Source organism: Pseudoruegeria aquimaris (assembly GCF_900172235.1).
Classification (GTDB): Bacteria; Pseudomonadota; Alphaproteobacteria; order Rhodobacterales; family Rhodobacteraceae; genus Pseudoruegeria; species Pseudoruegeria aquimaris.
In genome coordinates this window covers 117,184-134,925 of record NZ_FWFQ01000007.1, presented here as the reverse complement: position 1 = coordinate 134,925, position 17,742 = coordinate 117,184, and the positions used below count along the sequence as shown (strand labels likewise).

19 protein-coding genes are annotated in these 17,742 nt (G+C 65.2%); 6 read left to right on the top strand and 13 right to left on the bottom strand.

Features of this window, described 5'->3' with window-relative positions; all coding sequences use genetic code 11:
- Positions 1–77: 77 nt before the first annotated feature.
- Positions 78–857, bottom strand: coding sequence for an FkbM family methyltransferase (locus PSA7680_RS06875; protein WP_176244093.1), 780 nt, complete (start codon positions 855–857; stop codon positions 78–80).
- 121 nt (positions 858–978) lie between these two features.
- Here PSA7680_RS06875 and nth point away from each other — a divergent pair, with 121 nt between their 5' ends.
- Together nth and PSA7680_RS06865 are read left to right on the top strand one after the other, a co-directional pair.
- Entirely contained in the window at positions 979–1,635 is a 657-nt protein-coding gene (gene nth / locus PSA7680_RS06870; protein ID WP_085867933.1) for an endonuclease III, read from the top strand.
- Entirely contained in the window at positions 1,632–2,621 is a 990-nt protein-coding gene (locus tag PSA7680_RS06865; RefSeq protein WP_085867932.1) for an adenosine kinase, read from the top strand. The genes nth and PSA7680_RS06865 overlap by 4 nt, the downstream gene beginning before the upstream one ends.
- Here PSA7680_RS06865 and PSA7680_RS06860 read toward each other — a convergent pair.
- Together PSA7680_RS06860 and PSA7680_RS06855 are read right to left on the bottom strand one after the other, a co-directional pair.
- Positions 2,618–3,997 (bottom strand): efflux transporter outer membrane subunit, encoded by a 1,380-nt coding sequence (locus tag PSA7680_RS06860; protein WP_176244092.1) that lies wholly within the window; start codon positions 3,995–3,997, stop codon positions 2,618–2,620. The two genes, PSA7680_RS06865 and PSA7680_RS06860, sit on opposite strands and share 4 nt — an antisense overlap.
- A 124-nt stretch (positions 3,998–4,121) precedes the next feature.
- Positions 4,122–4,940: a sulfotransferase family protein gene (locus PSA7680_RS06855; protein ID WP_085867930.1), complete on the bottom strand. Its 819-nt coding sequence runs from the start codon at positions 4,938–4,940 to the stop codon at positions 4,122–4,124.
- A gap of 145 nt (positions 4,941–5,085) precedes the next feature.
- Between PSA7680_RS06855 and PSA7680_RS06850 the strand changes: the two genes are divergently transcribed.
- The gene (locus PSA7680_RS06850; protein WP_085867929.1) at positions 5,086–6,663 is read left to right on the top strand and encodes a DUF5928 domain-containing protein; all 1,578 of its coding nucleotides are present in this window, start codon (positions 5,086–5,088) and stop codon (positions 6,661–6,663) included.
- A 2-nt stretch (positions 6,664–6,665) separates the two neighbouring features.
- Complete coding sequence (locus PSA7680_RS06845; protein ID WP_085867928.1) at positions 6,666–7,049, top strand: HIT domain-containing protein; 384 nt, start codon at positions 6,666–6,668, stop codon at positions 7,047–7,049.
- A gap of 143 nt (positions 7,050–7,192) precedes the next feature.
- On the opposite strand, the gene PSA7680_RS06840 is transcribed toward PSA7680_RS06845, so the two are convergent.
- Entirely contained in the window at positions 7,193–8,128 is a 936-nt protein-coding gene (locus PSA7680_RS06840) for an ABC transporter ATP-binding protein (protein ID WP_085867927.1), read from the bottom strand.
- Positions 8,129–8,232: 104 nt separating this feature from the next.
- Here PSA7680_RS06840 and PSA7680_RS06835 point away from each other — a divergent pair, with 104 nt between their 5' ends.
- Together PSA7680_RS06835 and polA are read left to right on the top strand one after the other, a co-directional pair.
- Entirely contained in the window at positions 8,233–8,412 is a 180-nt protein-coding gene (locus PSA7680_RS06835) for a zinc-finger domain-containing protein (RefSeq protein WP_085867926.1), read from the top strand.
- 98 nt (positions 8,413–8,510) lie between these two features.
- On the top strand, positions 8,511–11,312 hold the full coding sequence (gene polA / locus PSA7680_RS06830) for a DNA polymerase I (RefSeq protein WP_085867925.1): 2,802 nt from the start codon (positions 8,511–8,513) through the stop codon (positions 11,310–11,312).
- Positions 11,313–11,422: 110 nt separating this feature from the next.
- Here polA and PSA7680_RS06825 read toward each other — a convergent pair whose 3' ends face one another.
- The 9 genes from PSA7680_RS06825 to PSA7680_RS06785 all read right to left on the bottom strand — a co-directional run bounded on the left by PSA7680_RS06825 (position 11,423) and on the right by PSA7680_RS06785 (position 17,715).
- On the bottom strand, positions 11,423–12,226 hold the full coding sequence (locus PSA7680_RS06825) for an ABC transporter substrate-binding protein (RefSeq protein ID WP_085867924.1): 804 nt from the start codon (positions 12,224–12,226) through the stop codon (positions 11,423–11,425).
- Entirely contained in the window at positions 12,223–12,939 is a 717-nt protein-coding gene (locus PSA7680_RS06820; RefSeq protein WP_085867923.1) for an ATP-binding cassette domain-containing protein, read from the bottom strand. The genes PSA7680_RS06825 and PSA7680_RS06820 overlap by 4 nt, the downstream gene beginning before the upstream one ends.
- Positions 12,933–13,637 (bottom strand): ABC transporter permease, encoded by a 705-nt coding sequence (locus PSA7680_RS06815; protein ID WP_085867922.1) that lies wholly within the window; start codon positions 13,635–13,637, stop codon positions 12,933–12,935. Before PSA7680_RS06815 ends, PSA7680_RS06820 begins: the two co-directional genes overlap by 7 nt.
- 110 nt (positions 13,638–13,747) lie before the next feature.
- Entirely contained in the window at positions 13,748–14,962 is a 1,215-nt protein-coding gene (locus PSA7680_RS06810; RefSeq protein ID WP_176244091.1) for an NAD(P)/FAD-dependent oxidoreductase, read from the bottom strand.
- A gap of 166 nt (positions 14,963–15,128) precedes the next feature.
- Positions 15,129–15,683, bottom strand: a complete 555-nt coding sequence (locus PSA7680_RS06805; RefSeq protein ID WP_085867920.1) for a F0F1 ATP synthase subunit B — start codon at positions 15,681–15,683, stop codon at positions 15,129–15,131.
- A gap of 5 nt (positions 15,684–15,688) precedes the next feature.
- Entirely contained in the window at positions 15,689–16,243 is a 555-nt protein-coding gene (locus PSA7680_RS06800; RefSeq protein ID WP_085867919.1) for a F0F1 ATP synthase subunit B', read from the bottom strand.
- Between the two features lie 78 nt (positions 16,244–16,321).
- The gene (locus PSA7680_RS06795; protein ID WP_085867918.1) at positions 16,322–16,546 is read right to left on the bottom strand and encodes a F0F1 ATP synthase subunit C; all 225 of its coding nucleotides are present in this window, start codon (positions 16,544–16,546) and stop codon (positions 16,322–16,324) included.
- Positions 16,547–16,628: 82 nt separating this feature from the next.
- Positions 16,629–17,384: a F0F1 ATP synthase subunit A gene (locus tag PSA7680_RS06790; RefSeq protein ID WP_085867917.1), complete on the bottom strand. Its 756-nt coding sequence runs from the start codon at positions 17,382–17,384 to the stop codon at positions 16,629–16,631.
- 1 nt (position 17,385) lies between these two features.
- The gene (locus PSA7680_RS06785) at positions 17,386–17,715 is read right to left on the bottom strand and encodes an AtpZ/AtpI family protein (RefSeq protein ID WP_085867951.1); all 330 of its coding nucleotides are present in this window, start codon (positions 17,713–17,715) and stop codon (positions 17,386–17,388) included.
- Positions 17,716–17,742: the final 27 nt, after the last annotated feature.

Here is a 17,742-nt window from a genome sequence, read left to right as displayed (position 1 = left end):
TTGCCCCCAGTCTCTCCTTGTCCTCAATCTAAGGCGCGGAAGGGCCCGGCGCGATCCGAAACCTGCGGGATGAAAAGCTAGGCTTTCAGCGCGAAGACGAGATCGACGCCGATGACCCCGAGGAAGGCGTATCCCTGGGCCGTCATAAGGTCCACGATCTTCTGGGCGTTGGCGTTGGCCTCGATCGTCCAGGCGGTCACCGAGAACTCCGCGAAGGGAAACCCTTCGAGAACCCCGAGTTCCGCGCCTTCGATGTCCATCGAGAGGTAGTCCACCGCGAACATCCCGTGTTCCCGCAGGACGGAGGCCAGCGTGCGGGCAGGCACGCGGATCGTTTCCGTCTTGGAACGTGGATCTGCCTCGATGGCGGCGCGCTCGGTTTCCCCCATGCTGCCCAGGATGCCACCCATCTGCCTGTAGCCCTCCGAGACCGAGAGGAACTCCACCTCGCCCGGCTCGGCCGCAATGGCGGTATGCAGGCAGGGCGGGCGGCGGTTGCGCCGCGCTTCCGCGCACAGCGCAGGATCGGCCTCGACGAGCAAACCGCTCCAGGCCCGGTGGGTCTCGAAGAACAGCGCGTTTGAGCCTGTCACCCCGTCATAGGCGCCGATCTCCACGAAAGTGCCGCCCCGCTTCCCCTTGAAGACCTGCTTTTCGAGAAAGTGATCCTGCCCGGCCTGCGAAAAGTATCCGCTCGCCGGTGAAAGCATTTGCCGCAACCCCCAGAGCTGCTGCCGGATCCGCCCCTTCTGCAAACCCTCCGGCATCTGGCGGATCTGTTCCGAGACCTCGACGATGCGGGCTTCGATCGCCCCACGGGTCTGCCGGGCAAATGCGTTGAGATCGGCTTCGGTCATGGAAATGGCTCCGCGGCGGAAGAATGGCTTTGCCGGGCAGTTAGCCATGCCCGCCCCCGAATTCCAAGAAGCACGATGTTCGCCTTGCAAATGCGTGGCCGGGGCGGCAGGGTCTGCCGCCATGAGCAAGCAGACGAGCAAGCAACTGGATTACAACACGCTGCGGCAGATCTTCGCCCGGTTCCACGCGCAGGAGCCGGAGCCAAAGGGCGAGCTTGAGCACGTGAACGCCTATACCCTCGTGGTGGCCGTGGCGCTTTCGGCGCAGGCCACCGACGCCGGCGTGAACAAGGCCACGCGGGGCCTCTTCAAGGTGGCGGATACGCCGCAGAAGATGCTGGATCTCGGCGAAGAGGGGTTGATCGAGCACATCAAGACGATCGGCCTCTACAAGCAGAAGGCCAAGAACGTGATGAAGATGAGCCGCATCCTCGTGGAGGAGTATGGCGGCGAGGTGCCTTCGTCCCGTGCGGCGCTTCAGAGCCTGCCGGGCGTTGGCCGCAAGACCGCCAACGTGGTGCTCAACATGTGGTGGGGCGTGCCCGCGCAGGCGGTGGACACCCACATCTTCCGCGTCGGCAACCGCACCGGCATCGCGCCCGGAAAGAATGTTGACGTCGTGGAACGGGCTATTGAAGACAACATCCCCGCCGAGTATCAGCAGCACGCGCACCACTGGCTGATCCTGCATGGCCGCTACGTCTGCAAGGCCCGCAAGCCGATGTGCGGCAACTGCATCATCCGCGACCTCTGCCCCTACGAGGACAAGACCCTATGAGCAAGACCTACCAGGTTGTCGGCATCGGCAACGCCATCGTCGACGTGCTGACCCAATCCGACGACTCCTTCCTCGATCTGATGGGGATCGAAAAAGGCATCATGCAGCTCGTGGAGCGCGAGCGGGGCGAATTGCTCTACGGCGCCATGAAGGAGCGCACGCAGGCCGCCGGTGGCTCCGTGGCCAACACCCTGGCCGGCCTCGGGCACCTCGGCCTCTCCACCGCCTTCATCGGCCGCGTCCATGACGACGCGCTGGGGCGCTTCTACGCGCAGACGATGGAAAGCGAGGGCACGGCCTTCGTGAACCCGCCCGTCGCCGGCGGCGAACTGCCCACCTCGCGCTCGATGATCTTCGTCTCGCCCGACGGCGAGCGCTCGATGAACACCTACCTCGGCATCTCCGCCGAACTCGGGCCGGAAGACGTCTCCGAAGACGTGGCCGGGCAGGCCGAGATCCTGTTCCTGGAGGGCTACCTCTACGACAAGGACAAGGGCAAACAAGCCTTCGAACGCGCCGCCAAGGTCTGCCGCGAGAACGGCGGCAAGGCGGGCATCGCGCTCTCCGATCCCTTCTGCGTGGACCGCCACCGCGACGACTTCCGCCGCCTCGTGCGCGAACTCGACTACGTGATCGGCAACGAACACGAGTGGACCTCGCTCTACCAGACCGACGACCTGGGCGCTGCACTGGAGCAGGCGGCTTCGGAAAGCGGCCTCGTCGTCTGCACCCGTTCGGGCGACGAGGTGGTGCTGGTGCAGGGCGAGGAAACCGTGACCGTGCCGGTCAACCGGGTCGTGCCTGTGGATGCGACGGGCGCAGGCGATCAGTTCGCCGCCGGTTTCCTCTACGGCTATGCCACGGGCCAGCCGCTGGAGGTGGCCGGGCGCATGGGCTGCATCGCCGCCGCCGAGGTGATCGGCCACATCGGCCCGCGCCCGCAGGCCGACATCAAGGCGCTGTTCAAGCAGGCGGGGCTCGTCTAACGGGCTTCGTCGGGGCGCAGCGTCGCCCCGCCCAGCGCGATGTTGAGATTCACGTAGTCCACCGCAAGGTTGCGTTTGTCCAGCGCGCGGGCGTTCTGCGCCGAGAGAAAGCCCCGTTCGGCATCCAGAACCTGAAGGAAGTTGATCTTGCGGGCAGCATAGGCCTTGCGGGCGATCGACAGCACGTCCGCGGCCGCCAGGACCGCCTCTTCGGAGGCCGCGACGGCCTCGGTGTGCTTGCGCAGGCCGATCAGCGCGCGCTCCACCTCCTCGATGGCCAGCAGCACGACGCGCTCCCACTCCAGCCGCAATTCCTCGGCGCGGGCCTTCTGGTAAGCGAGCCGTGCGCGCCGCTTGCCCCTGTCGAACACCGGGATGTCCACCGCGCCCCGAAAGAAGCTGCCGACCGGATCGAAGCCTGAATCCGTGTAGCCCACGTTGATGTTCCCGGTCAGGGTCAGGCTGGGGTAGAGATCGGCCTCAGCCACGCCCGCAAGCGCCACGGCCTCGGCGTAGCGGCGCTCCGCCTTGCGCACGTCGGGCCGGTTGCGCACCAGATCGGCCGGAATGCCGATCCTCAACTTGTCAGCCCGTGCCACGGGCTGCGGGGCCTGCTTGTCGAAGCTGCTGCGGAAATCCTGCAGGGGCTCCGCCACGAGGGTGAAAATGTGCTGGATCGCCCCCACGAGCAGAATCTCGACCTCGGGCAGCTCGGATTTCGTCTGTGCCACCAACGCACGGGATTGCGCCACTTCCAGATCCGTCACCTCGCCGCGGGCCTGAAGCTCCTGCGTGAGCTGGTAGGTGCGTTCGCGGGATTTCAGCACCTTCAGGTTCGTGCGGATCAGCTCCTGGTAGAAGCGCATGTCGATATAGGCGGTGGCCACCTGCGACAGGAAATAGAGGCGCTGCACGTCGGCCTCGGCATATTCCGTATCCACCCGGTAGCCCGCCGCTTCACGTTCGCGGCGCAGCTCTCCGAAGAGATCGAGTATCCACAGCGATTCCACCCGCGCGAAACCCGATCCGGCCGAGGCCTCGCCGCCGCCGATCTCACGCTTGCCCTCGATCTTGCCGAAGATCGAACCGGGCTGCCCCAGCCCGTAGCCCAGCGCCTCAGCCTGGTCGATCCGTGACAGCGCCTTGCGGATGTCGAGGTTCTGCTTGAAGCCGAGCGCGATCACCTCGTTGAGGATCGGATCGTCGTAGTCCAGCCACCACCTGTAGCCTTCGCGGACCTGCGGCGTGGCCCCCGTCACGAACTGGTAGGCGCCCGGAAGCTCCATCGTCGGCGGGGTGAAATCCTCGCCCACCGTGCAGCCCGTCGCCAGAGCCAGACCCACCGCTGCCGTCACCGCCCGAAGCACATGCCTCACCTCTGCCTGCATCCTGCCGCGGCATTTCACACGGCCGTTTCTTGCGAGTCTATGCCGCGGCGGGCAAAGCGATCAACCGGCGCGCTGCATCGACGCGAAGGCGTGGCCTGCGGGACTCACCCCCTCAGACGCCGAGCTTGGCGTGGACTTCGTCCAAATCGATTTCGCCGATGGGATACTTGTTGGCCGGGTTCTCGAAATCGTATTTGAACAGGTCGAAATCGCGCTTGTACATCTCGTAGACGAGATGCCGCGACAGATCGTCGAAATAGTCTTCCACCGGATGCGCGCGCTTGGGGCCATGGCCCTCGCTTTCGTTGAAGCGCGGGATCTCGGCGAGGTTCACGCTGTGCGGCACCTCGATGTTGTCCAGCACCGATTGCATCCCTTCGTTGAAATGCTCGGTGAAGAAGATGTTGTCGTAGCGGCCACCGTTGACGATGAAGGTGGAAATATGCCCCGACATGGCCGACCAGTGGATGTCGGGCTCCATCGGGCGACGCCAGCGGATGGTATCGCGCGCGAACAGCAGGAAGCGGCGGAAGCTCGCGATCTGGTCGAACTCGAAACCCGTCTCCGGATCGCCCACCTCGATGCCGTATTTCTGGATCAGAAGCGGCACGAGGTTGCCCCGGTACCGCTTGCCGTTGCGCTGGATGCCGCAGATCTTGTCGAAGAAGGAAGAGAGGATGCGCGTGTAGGGGTTGCGCACGCAGGTGAAGGCATAGGATTTGTGGCCCTTCACGTTCGCCTCGATCTTCGGCTGGCTCTCCTCCTGGGACCACTTGTGCAGTCCTGTGGTGGAGTCGTGAATGTCGCCCTCGAAGAACGTGCCGTGATCCGAATAGTACATGATCTGCCCGATCGTGGAGCAGGCGCATTTCGGAACGACCCGGTAGACGACACTTTCGCTTTCGGTCATCCAGGTGCCGAGAAAACCCATAATCTATTTGCCTCCAACGGCCGGGCATTCTGACTGTTACCCGGCTACAATTGCCCTCAAAAAAGCAAAGAAGTGGTGTTTATTCAATCACTCTTCGCAGTATCTATGTAAACTATCGGATCACTGTGAGGTTTGGGTTTCGGGAATGGCAAAGATTGCCTTCATATTGTTGTGCCACAAGGATCCTGAAGCGATCATCCAGCAGGCCGAACAGCTGACGGCCGTTGGCGATTGCATGGCCATCCACTTCGACGCACGTGCAAAGCCCGAGGCCTACCAGAAGATCCGCGCCGCGCTGGACGGCAACCCCAACGTCACCTTCGCGAAGAAACGCATCAAATGCGGCTGGGGCGAGTGGTCCCTCGTGGAAGCCACGCTCCACGCCGTCGAAGCGGCGGTGGAGGCCTTTCCCCGCTGCACGCATTTCTACATGCTCTCGGGCGATTGCATGGCAATCAAATCCGCCAGATACGCCCATGAGTTCCTCGATGCCGAAGACGTGGACTACATCGAGAGCTTCGATTTCTTCGAAAGCGACTGGATCAAGACCGGCATGAAGGAAGAGCGGCTGATCTACCGCCACTGGTTCAACGAACGCACCCAGAAATGGCTGTTCTACACCTCGTTCGAACTGCAGAAACGCTTCAATCTCACGCGCGAGGTGCCGGCCGATCTGCAGATCATGATCGGCAGCCAATGGTGGTGCCTGCGGCGGCGCACCATCGAATGGATCCTCGATTTCACCCGCAAACGGCCGGACGTGATGCGCTTCTTCCGCACCACCTGGATCCCGGATGAAACCTTCTTCCAGACTCTCGTGCGCCACCTCGTGCCCGAAACCGAGATCCGCGCGCGCACACTGACCTTCCTGATGTTCTCCGATTACGGCATGCCGGTGACCTTCTACAACGATCACTACGAGATGCTGCTGAACCAGGATTTCCTCTTCGCCCGCAAGATCTCGCCCGGCGCGAAGGAGCTGAAGCAGAAGCTCGGCGTGCTCTACGCCAACGACGAAGCGGATTTCTCGATCAGCAACGAAGGCCGCAGCCTGTTCCGCTTCCTCGTGGACCGGGGCCGGAACGGCCGCCGCTTCGCGCCCCGCTTCTGGGAGACGGAAAGCTCGCTCGGCCCCGAACGCGAGCTGCTGATCGTGACCTGCAAGAAATGGCACGTCGCCAAGCGGCTTCTCGACAAGGCCCGGCAGGTCACCAACATCCCGATGATCGAATACGTCTTCGACGAAGAGAGCACGACGCTCCCCGATCTCGGCGGCATCCAGCGCAGCCTCGCCAAGCGCACGCGCCACCGCCGCGCCGTCGTGCGACTGCTGTTCGAATACTACGAAACCGATCGCCTCGTCCTCTGCCTCGATCCGAGCAACATCGAGCTGATGCAGGATTTCTTCTCCGACCGCAGCAAGACGAAGATGCTGGAAATCGAGTGCGAGTTCACCGACGAATACCTGATCGGACACGCCCGCCGGGTCGGCCTTGCCGGCGAACGCACGACGCAGGAAACCATCGACAACCTGCTGCCCACCATCCGGGGCGACGTCATCTTCGAAAGCGACAGGATCCGGGACGCGAATTTCCCCGCCACCTACCGGATGCGCCAGAAGAACAGCCCCGAGGAAAACGCCGAACCCCTTTCCGAGTTCCTCGACATCCCGCTCGACAGGGCCCGGGAAATCGCCGAAACACCCTATCTTTTCGTGGACTGACAATGGCTTACACCTACGACGATCAAAACATCTTCGCCAGGATCCTGCGCGGGGAAATCCCCAACTCGACGGTGATGGAAACCGAGCACACGCTCGCCTTCCGCGATATCGCCCCGCAGGCGCCCGAGCATGTCCTCGTGATCCCGAAGGGCCCCTACGTCTGCTACGACCACTTCGCGCTCGAGGCCTCCGACGCCGAGATCGCCGATTTCACCCGCGTGATCGGCCGCATCTGCGCGCAGCTGGGCGTGCAGCCCGGTGAAGGCGGCAACGGCTACCGGCTCATCGCCAATGCCGGCAATGACGGCGTGCAGGACGTGCCCCACCTGCACGTCCACATCCTCGCCGGCCGCGGGCTCGGCCCGATGCTCGCGCAGAGGGGCTGACACCGCGCCCGCAGCGCTCCGCCCCGCACCAGCGGATTTTACCGATCAATGGCTTCGCCGCTTCCTCTCGCCCCAAATACCTCGGGGGGAGGCGCCCGGAAGGGCGGCGGGGGGCGGCGCCCCCCATGCCATGAACCGACGCCTCAGGTTGTCGATTTGGTCATCGCGAGGAACACGTCCTCCAGATCGGGCTCCTCGGTGCGCACGTCGCGGATGGCGATCCCGTTGCTGCGCAATGCCCCGAGCACTGTGTCCGCGCTCGTCTGCGACGTCCGGTAGCTGAAGGCCAGCGCCCCGCCCGGGCGCACATCCATCGAGACGCCTTCCGGCAGGGAGACAGGCCCCTGCGGCGGCGTTTCGGGCTGGATGACGAGGGTCTTGCGGTCCATCCGCCCGACGAGATCGCGGGTTTTCTCCTGCGCGATCTTCTCGCCGTGGTTGATGATGGCGATCTCGTCGCACATCTCCTCGGCCTCCTCGAGGTAATGGGTCGTCAGGATGATCGTCATGCCCTGTTCGTTCAGCCTGCGCACGTTGGCCCAGAGCATCTGGCGCAGCTCGATGTCCACGCCGGCCGTGGGCTCGTCGAGCACGAGGACGTGGGGCCGGTGCACCAGCGCCTTGCCCAGCAGCAGCCGCCGCCGCATCCCGCCCGAAAGCGAGCGCGCATAGGCATCGGCCTTGTCGGCCAGCCCGATCATCTCGAGGATCTCGTCGCTGCGCCGGGCCGATTTGGGCACGCCGTAGAGCCCGGCCTGCACTTCCAGCGCCTCGCGCGGGGTGAAGAAGGGATCGAGGTTCAGCTCCTGCGGCATCACCCCGATCGACGCCCGGCTCTGGCGCGGGTTCACGTCCTGGTCGAATCCCCAGATCTTCACCGTGCCCGAGGTCTTGAGCACCAGCCCCGCGAGAATGTTGATGAGAGTCGATTTGCCCGCGCCGTTGGGCCCGAGCAGGCCGAAGATGGAGCCGACGGGGATGGTCAGATCCACCCCTTTGAGCGCCTCCTTCGCCGGGGCGTTGCCCTGTGCGCCGTAGATCTTCCGCAGGCCCGAAATCTCGATCGCCGGCTGCTGCATGCCCCACCCCTTTTGTGGCCTTGCCCGTGTCGGGCGGTTCGCTATCATGCGCCCTGATGTAAGGCCAGCAAAGGCCGACCTCAACCGCAACGAACGGACCCTACATGACGCATGAAGCCCCGGAAACCGTGATCGTCAACACCTGGCGCGTCTCCTGCGACGGGGGCGAGGGCGCCCTCGGCCACCCGCGTGTCTGGCTCTCCGTCCCGCATGACACCGGCGTGGTGGAATGCCCCTATTGCGACAAGAAGATCGTCCACCAGGATTTCGCCGAGAAAGCCTGACACGCCGGCCCGCGCCGGCGCGCGGAAAATACGGATGAAACGCCAGGGCGCCGGCTTCAGGCCGCGCCGACACGCACCCTTGAAGGAGGGGGTCTCCCATGACGTTTGGCAAAGGTCACCACCTGCACCTGATCGACGGCTCCGCCTTCATCTTCCGCGCCTACCACGCGCTGCCGCCGCTGACGCGCAAGTCCGACGGGCTTCCGATCGGGGCCGTATCGGGCTTCTGCAACATGCTGTTCAAGCTGGTGGAAGACAACGCCGGCCCCGATGCGCCAACCCATGTGGCGGTGATCTTCGATCATTCCGGCAAAAGCTTCCGCAACGACATCTACGACAAGTACAAGGCCAACCGCCCCCCGGCCCCGGAAGACCTCGTGCCCCAGTTCCCGCTCACGCGCGATGCCACGCGGGCCTTCAACATCGCCTGCATCGAGGTCGAGAACTACGAGGCCGACGACATCATCGCAACGCTGGCCTGCAAGGCGCGCGATGCCGGGGGCCGCGTGACGATCATTTCCTCCGACAAGGATCTGATGCAGCTCGTGGGCGACGGCGTGGAAATGCTCGACGTGATGAAGAACAAGCGCATCGACCGTGACGGCGTGGTCGAGAAGTTCGGCGTGGGTCCCGAGCGCGTCGTGGACGTGCAGGCGCTGGCCGGCGACAGCGTGGACAACGTGCCCGGCGCGCCGGGCATCGGCATCAAGACAGCCGCGCTGCTGATCAACGAATACGGCGATCTGGACAGCCTTCTGGCGCGCGCCGAGGAGATCAAGCAGCCCAAGCGCCGCCAGACCCTGATCGACAATGCCGAGCTGATCCGGATCTCCCGCGATCTGGTCAAGCTCGACTGCGACATGGATCTGGACATCTCCCTCGACGATCTCGAAGTGCGCGAACCGGAGGCCGAGGCCCTGCTGGAGTTCCTTGCCTCGATGGAGTTCCGCACCCTCACCAAGCGCATCGCGGACAAGCTGGGCGTGGACACCCCCGTCATCCCGGATACGCCCCGGGCCATCGAGGCCGCGCAGGCCGATGCCCCCGACGCCCCCCCGATCACGCCCGACTCCTACGAATGGGTGAAGGATGCCGCCGCGCTGAAGGAGTGGATCGATCTGATCTACAGCCGCGGCTGGGTGGCCATCGACACCGAAACCACGGGGCTGGACGAGATGCAGGCCGATCTCGTGGGCATTTCCCTCTGCGTGAACGCCGGCCACGCCTGCTACATCCCGCTCGCCCACAAGGCCTCGGCGGGGGATGATCTCTTCGCCTCCGACGCGCTGGCGGAGGGGCAGATGGATCTGGAGACGGCGCTGGAGATGCTCAAGCCGGTCCTCGCCGATCCCAGCATCCTGAAGATCGGCCAGAACCTGAAATACGATGCCAAGATCCTGAAGCGCTACGGGCTGGAGATGGCCCCGATCGACGACACGATGCTGATGTCCTACGCGCTGCACGCGGGGGAACACGGCCACGGGATGGACACGCTCTCCGATCGCTACCTGTCCCATGAGCCGATCCCGATCAAATCGCTTCTGGGCAGCGGGAAATCCGCGGTCACCTTCGACAAGGTGCCGATCGAGGACGCGGTGAAATACGCCGCCGAGGATGCCGACATCACCCTGAGGCTGTGGCAGCTCTTCAAGCCCCAGCTACACGTGAAACAGGTGACGACCGTCTACGAAACGCTCGAACGGCCGCTGTCTCCGGTGCTGGCGCAGATGGAGATGAACGGGGTGATGGTCGATCGCGACGTGCTTTCGCGCATGTCCAATGCCTTCGCTCAGAAGATGGCGGCGCTGGAAGCCGAGATCCACGAGAAGGCCGGCCAGCCGTTCAACGTCGGCTCGCCGGCGCAGTTGGGCGAGATCCTGTTCGACAAGCTGGAACTGCCCGGCGGCAAGCGCGGCAAGAACGGGAAATACTCCACCGGCGCCGACATCCTCGAAGACCTCGCGACGGAGCACGAACTGCCGGGCCTCGTGCTGGATTGGCGGCAGCTGTCCAAGCTGAAATCCACCTACACGGACGCGCTCCAGGATCACATCAACCCGGAAACGGGCCGGGTGCATACCTCCTACGTGCAGACCGGGGCCAACACGGGCCGGCTGGCCTCGACCGATCCGAACCTTCAGAACATCCCGGTGCGCAGCGAGGAGGGCCGGCGCATCCGCGAGGCCTTCGTCGCCCCGGAGGGCAAGGTGCTGGCCTCGCTCGACTATTCGCAGATCGAGCTGCGCATCCTCGCCCATGTCGCCGGAATCGATTCGCTGAAGCAGGCCTTCCGCGACGGCCTCGACATCCATGCCATGACGGCGAGCGAGATGTTCGGCGTGCCGATCGAAGGGATGGATCCGATGGTGCGGCGGCAGGCCAAGGCGATCAACTTCGGGGTGATCTACGGCATTTCCGGCTTCGGCCTCGCCCGCAACCTGCGCATCCCGCGCAAGGACGCGCAGGAATTCATCGACCGCTACTTCGAGCGCTTCCCCGGAATCCGCAGCTACATGGATGAAACCGTCGCCTTCGCCAAGGAGCACGGCTACGTCCGGACTCTCTTCGGGCGCAAGATCCACACGCCGGAAATCGCCGCCAAGGGCCCGAAGGCGGGTTTTGCCAAACGCGCCGCGATCAACGCGCCGATCCAGGGCACCGCGGCCGACATCATCCGGCGCGCGATGATCCGGATGCCCGCCGCCATCGAAGGGCTGCCGGCGAAGATGCTGTTGCAGGTGCATGACGAATTGATCTTTGAGGTCGAAGAGCAGGCGGCCGAAGAAACCATCGAGCGCGTGCGCAACGTCATGGAAACGGCGGCCGCGCCGGCCGTGCACCTCGACGTGCCGCTCGTCGTGGATGCGGGCACGGGCAGGAACTGGGCCGAAGCCCATTGAGGCAGGACGGGGAGCGAGGGCTCTGCCCTCGCGCTCCCGAGGTATTTGCGGCGAGAGGAAGCTGCCTCACCTTCTGACCGACAGCATCCCGGGGCAGGCCCTCTCTTCGGCTATTGGGGCACCGCGTTGAAGGTGAAGAGCGTTTCACCGCCGATCTCGTAGCCGCCGATAAGCGCTTTCGCGCGCGGGCTCGTCAGCCAGCTTTCCAGCCGCGCGGCGGCATCCTCGTTCACGTGGGGATGTCTGGCCGGGTTCACCGGAATGTAGGCATATTGATTGAAGAGCACGGGATCGCCCGCGAAGAGCAGCGCCAGATCCCCCTTGTTGCCGAAGTTCAGCCAGCTCGCGCGATCCGACAGGACGTAGGCGTTCATGCCGGCGGCCGTGTTGAGGGTAGCGCCCATGCCCGCCCCGGCCGCACGATACCAGGACCCTTCCGGCGCGATGCCCGCAGCCTTCCAGAGCGCGCGTTCGGCCTTGTGGGTGCCGCTTTCGTCCCCACGGCTCACGAAGGGCGCGCTTTCGGCTGCGATCCGCTCCAGGGCCTCCGCCGCCGTTGCCGTCCCTGCGATCCCGGCGGGATCATCGGAGGGGCCGATCAGCACGAAATCGTTGTACATGATCTCCCGGCGGTGCGTGCCGTGGCCCGCCGCCACGAAGGCCTCTTCGGCGGCTTTCGAATGCACGAGGATCGCATCCACGTCGCCGGCCTCGCCGAGGCGCAGGGCCTGGCCGGTGCCGACCACGAGCAACTGCACGTCGATGCCGGTGTCTTTCAGGATCTCGGGCAGGAGCACTTCGGCGAGCCCCGAGTTGTGAAAGGAGGTGGTGACGGCGAGTTTGAGGCCGTCGGCCGAGGCCAGCCCCGTCATCAGGCACATGGCCCAGCAGGCCGTCAACAACTTGCGGATCATTCGACGATATCTCCTTTCAGGAAGGCGCGCGCTTCAGGGGTGGCCGGTTCGGCGAAGAACGGCCAGGCCATCGCGGCTTCGTGGATGCGCCCGTTCAGCAGGAACAGCACGTCATCGGCGAGGCGCCGGGCCTGGCCCATGTCATGGGTGGACATCACGATGCGCACGCCATCGGCGCGGGCCTCGGCCAGGATGGATTCGATCTCCCGCGTGGCCCGGCCGTCGAGGTTGGCGCAGGGCTCGTCGAGGAACAGCACCTGCGGCCGACGGATCAGGGCGCGGGCGAGCGCGAGTTTCTGCTTTTCCCCGCCCGACAGCACCGTGGCCATGCGGCCGAGGGCATCGCCGAGGCCCACACGTGCGGCCCATTCCTCGGCCCGCGCCCGCGCCTCCCGCCGCCCGGTGCCGTGGGTGAGGAGCGGGTAGGCGATGCACTCCACCACGCTGCGCCGCATCATGATCGGGGTCTGGAACACGTAGGCCTGGTGGGCGCGGGTGGCCGGCTCGTCCACGGCCCAGGCCACCCGGCCCTCCCGCGCGCGTTCGAGCCCGTGCATCAGCCGCAGCAGCGTCGTCTTGCCCGAGCCGTTCGGGCCCATGACGATCGTCGTGCCCGCGGCTTCGATGGTGCAGTCCACCGGGCCGATCAGCCGCCGGCCCTGCCGCTTCACGATGGCGGCGCTCAAGGTGAGGGGGAGGATCGGCGCTACCATCTGCTTTCGCTCTCCGTGCGGGAGAGCCCGTGGATCAGGAAATTGACGAGGATGGCGAGCGCGATCAGCACGAACCCCAGCGCAAGCGCCAGCGCGAAGTTGCCCTTGCCGGTTTCCAGTGCGATCGCCGTGGTGAGCACGCGCGTGGCGTGATCGATGTTGCCGCCCACGATCATGATCGCCCCGACTTCGCCGATGGCGCGGCCGAAACCGGCCAGCGCGGCCGTCAGAAGCGCGCGGCGACCGTCCCACAACAGGGCGTGGATCCGCTGGCGCTTCGTGGTGTTCAGCGAGATCAGCAGGTCATGGTATTCCGCCCAGAGATCACGGATCGCCTGGTGGCTGATCGAGGCGATCAGCGGCGTGATGATGATGACCTGCGCGATGATCATGGCGGCCGGGGTGAACAGAAGGCCGAACACGCCGAAGGGCCCCGAGCGCGACAGCAGGATGTAGACGATCAGCCCCACCACCACCGGCGGCAGCCCCATGAGCGCGTTCATCACCGCGATCGTGGCGCGCCGGTGCCGGAAGCGGTTCACCGCCAGCCAGGCGCCGAAGGGCAGGCCGATGGCGGCGGCGATCACCGTGGCCGTCACGGTCACCTGAAGAGACCGCAGCGTGATCTCGATGAGATCCGGGTCAAGCGTCACCACCAGCCGCCCGGCTTCGACCAAGCCTGCGAGGATATCATTCATGCTGGTTCAAGTGCCGTCTTTCCCCCTGCACCCGGTCGCGCGGGTGCCTCGCGGGCAGAGTGGCAAAAACGCCCGGCCCTGCAAAGGGACATTTTGGCGTTGCGCCACGGTCATTTTGACCGCGTGCGTGGGCGCAGGCCCAACCCGTCGCGCAGCCGCGCCAGCCGGCGGGAGAGGAAGCGCGCGCCAAGCCCCGCCATCATCGAGGCCCGGAATTCGCTTCGGATCAAGGCCACCGCCTCGGCCTCCGACATGGCCCCGATGCGCCGCACGGTGCCGTCGAAATCCGCTGGCCCGTACCGTGCGAGGCGCTGGTTGGCTTCGAAGCCGATGCGGTAGTTGCGCCTGAATGCCCGGGTGCAGGCGGCCTCGTGGCGCGCCAGCGCCTCGGGATCCCCCGCCACGAGACAGGCGCTCAGGGCCCGGCCCAGTGCCCGCCCCTGCTCGATCACGATCCGCAGCCCCTCGCCCACGGTCGGCGTGGCGAAATTGGCCGCGTCTCCCGTGCGGATCACGTCGCCGAACACGAGCCGGGGATCGTATGGTACCGAGGGCAAGGTACCGGCGTTCACGCGCAGCACGGGTCCGATCTCGAGCCCCATCCGCGCCGGCATGTCGCTCGCAAGAAAGCGCGCCATCAGGTTCCTGGGATTGGCATCGCTGTCGGGGTGGATGGTCCCGGCCCCGATCCGGATGCGCCCGTGCGCATCCGGGAAGGCCCAGCCATAGCCGGCGGGCACGGAACTGCCGAGGAAGAGCACCCCCCGGTCAGGGCGCGCATTGCCGATCGGCATCTCGTATTCGATCCCCACGCCGATGCGCGACGGCCGGGGCACATCGCCGAGGGCCGCCATGACGGCGCCGTGCCAGCCGGACGCATCGACGATCTTGCGCGCGAACACCGCCCGCTCCGCCGCGCCTCTCGGGCGGATCACGGCCCGGACCCCCGCCGGCGCGCGCTCGGCCGTGAGGAACTTGGTGGCGCACAGCAGCGTCCGGCCCTCGCGCTCGGAGCGCGCCGCCAGCCACCGGTAGAGGCCGGTCACATCCAGAACCGCCGCCTTGTGCCGGAGAAGATCATGGCCGCATTGTTCGCCGTCCGAGTAGAACTCCATGCGGTTGAGCACGTGATAGAGATGCCGTGGAATGCCCAGCGCTTCGAGGTCGGCCACCCAGGAGCAGCCCGAAGTCCGGACGGGCTCCCCGATCTCGCGATCCTGATGCACCACGAGCACGCGCAGGGCCGGATCCAGCGCCTCCGCCACGGAAAGCCCCGCCGGCCCGCCTCCGACGATCAGAACATCATATGACTCCGCCTCCTGCATGGCAGGAAGCCTAGGCAATGACGCCCCGCGCGTCACCCGCTCGGGTGCGCACCCATCCCATCTTGTGACGGAAAACATCCCGGGAGGGCGGGGCCGCGGCCCCAAGAAAAAGCAAAAACCCGGCGCGGGGCGCCGGGTTTTCGAGCAGCCTTGATGCAGGCGTGCCTCAGTGCAGTTTCGCGGAGACGTCCTTGATGGCGGCGTCGATGAGCGCGTTGCCTTCGGCGGCGGTCATCTGCTTCGCCACGACTTCAGCGGCGGCGGCCACGGCCACGTTCACCGCGGTGTCACGGACTTCCTTCACCGCGGAGGCCTCGGCGGACGCGATCTGATCTTCCGCGGCGGCCATGCGGCGCTTGATGGAAGCTTCGAGATCCTTCTTGGCAGCTTCCGCAGCCAGCTTGGCCTCTTCGCGGGCATGGGCGACGATGCGCTCGGCCTGTTCCTGAACTTCGCGCTGCTTGCGCTCGTAGGAGGCCAGGACAGTCTGCGCTTCCTCACGCAGGGCGCGGGCTTCGTCCAGCTCGGACTTGATGTCGTCGGCACGCTTGTCCAGCATCCCGCCGATCATGCCCGGCACCTTGAAGTAGAACAGCACCGCGATGAACAGCAGGAACGCCAGCGTCACGATGAAATCGGTGTTGCCGAGCGAGAAGAAGGGGCCGGAAGCGGCAAGCGCCGGGGTGGCGGCGAGGGTGAAGGCAAGGATCAGTTTCTTCATCTTGCTTACCCTTTCACACGCGCAGCAACGGCTGCGGAGATGGCTTCGGCGTCGGCTTTCATACCCAGCGCCGAAACGATTTCGGCGGCGGTTTCCTGCGCCACGTCCTTGACGGCAGCCATGGCACCTTCGCGGATTTCCGCGATGGCCTTCTCCGATTCCGCGGCTTTCGCTGCGATCTCGGCATCGGCCCTGGCCGTGGCGGCGTCCAGTTCAGCCTGAATCTCGGCCTTGGTCTCGGCCACGATCCGGGCGGCCTCGGCACGGGCATCGGCGAGCGCCTGCTGGTAGGCGGCTTCCGCCTCCTGCGCTTTCAGCTTCAGCTCTTCGGCCGCGGCGATGTCATTCGTGATGGTACCCTGACGCTCGGCCAGAACGGCCGCGACGCGCGGCAGCGCGATACGGGTCAGGATGAAGTAGATCGCGACGAGCGCGACCACGAGCCAGACGATCTGGTTCGAATAGGTGGAAAAATCCAGCTGGGGCATCCCGGCGGATTCTGCAGCGTGACCCGCGGTGTGTGCGGCGTCCGTTGCGGCGTCGTGGGTCTCGGTTGCCATCTCGTTCTCCAGGAACCTTGTGGAAGAACGGGTGAGCCGTGAGGCGGCTCACCCGACCGTAAGGATCGTTCGGAGCTCTTAGACGGCGAACATCAGCAGCAGAGCGACGAGGAACGAGAAGATCCCCAGGGCTTCTGCAAAGGCGATGCCGATGAAGAGGGTCGCAGTCTGACCGCCGGCGGCGGAGGGGTTGCGCAGGGCGCCGGACAGGAAGTTGCCGGCCACGTTGCCAACACCGATGGCAGCAGCGCCAGAACCGATTGCAGCCAGACCAGCGCCGATGTGTGCGAGTTCGCCTTCCATTGTGATATCTCCTTACAGGTTGGAAGCTTTGAAAACTTGTGTGTCGTTCGGGAAGCGAGGGCGGGGCGGGCCCGCCGCGCGCTCAGTGAGAGGGGTGCAGGGCGTCTTTCAGGTAGACGCAGGTGAGGATCGTGAACACGTAGGCCTGGATGAAGGCCACCAGCACTTCGAGGCCGTACATGGCCGTGATCGCGAGCACGGAGACCGGCGAGATCACGGCGATGGCGGCGAAGCCGGCGAACACCTTGATCACCGCGTGGCCTGCCATGACGTTGCCGGCAAGACGGATGCAGTGGCTCACCGGGCGCACGAAGTAGGAAATCAGCTCGATGATGGCCAGGATCGGGCGCAGCGCCAGCGGTGCGGAAGACACCCAGAACAGGCCGAGGAACTTGGTGCCGTTGAGCACGAAGCCCAGCACCGTCACGGTGATGAACACGGCGAGGGCGAGCACGGCCGTCACCGCGAAGTGCGACGTGGTAGTGAAGCTCATCGGGATCAGGCCGAGGAAGTTGGCGAAGACGATGAACATGAAGAGCGTGAAGATGTAGGGGAAGAAGCGCACGGCATCCTTGCCGGTCACGTCCTCGACCATCTTGTATACGAAACCGTAGGCCAGTTCGGCCACGGACTGGATGCGCGAGGGCACGATCGCGCGGCCGCGGGTGCCGACGACCATGAGAAGGAAGATGCCCAGAACGGCAATGCCCATCCAGAGCGTCACGTTGGTGATGGTGTACCAGTGCACCGGACCGTCCCCGAACAGGGGCTTCACGATGAACTGATCCATCGGGTGGAAAACCAGACCGCCTTCTTCGCCGTGTGCTTCGCTTGCCACGTTATGCCCTCTCGTCGTCCTCGGCGGGCTCTGCCGCCTGTTTCTCCTGAAACTCCTTGGCGGTGCGAAGCATCGTGTTCACGCCGGCCGCGAAGCCCAAAAATACAAAGAGCACCAGGAATATCGGCAATGTGCCGAACAGCTTGTCCAAGCCGTACCCGATGCCGAAGCCGACCCCGAGGCCAGCCACAAGCTCGATCACCATGCGCCAGCCCATCTGGGCCTGCGAGTAGTGTTCTTCCGAATGGTGCTTGACCTGCGGGCCACCCTTCAGGGCCGAGATGCGCTCTTCGAGGCGCTTCAGCCGCTCTTTGTGGTCATGCTCAGACAGGCGCAAGGCTCCCTTCGTTTCGAGTGC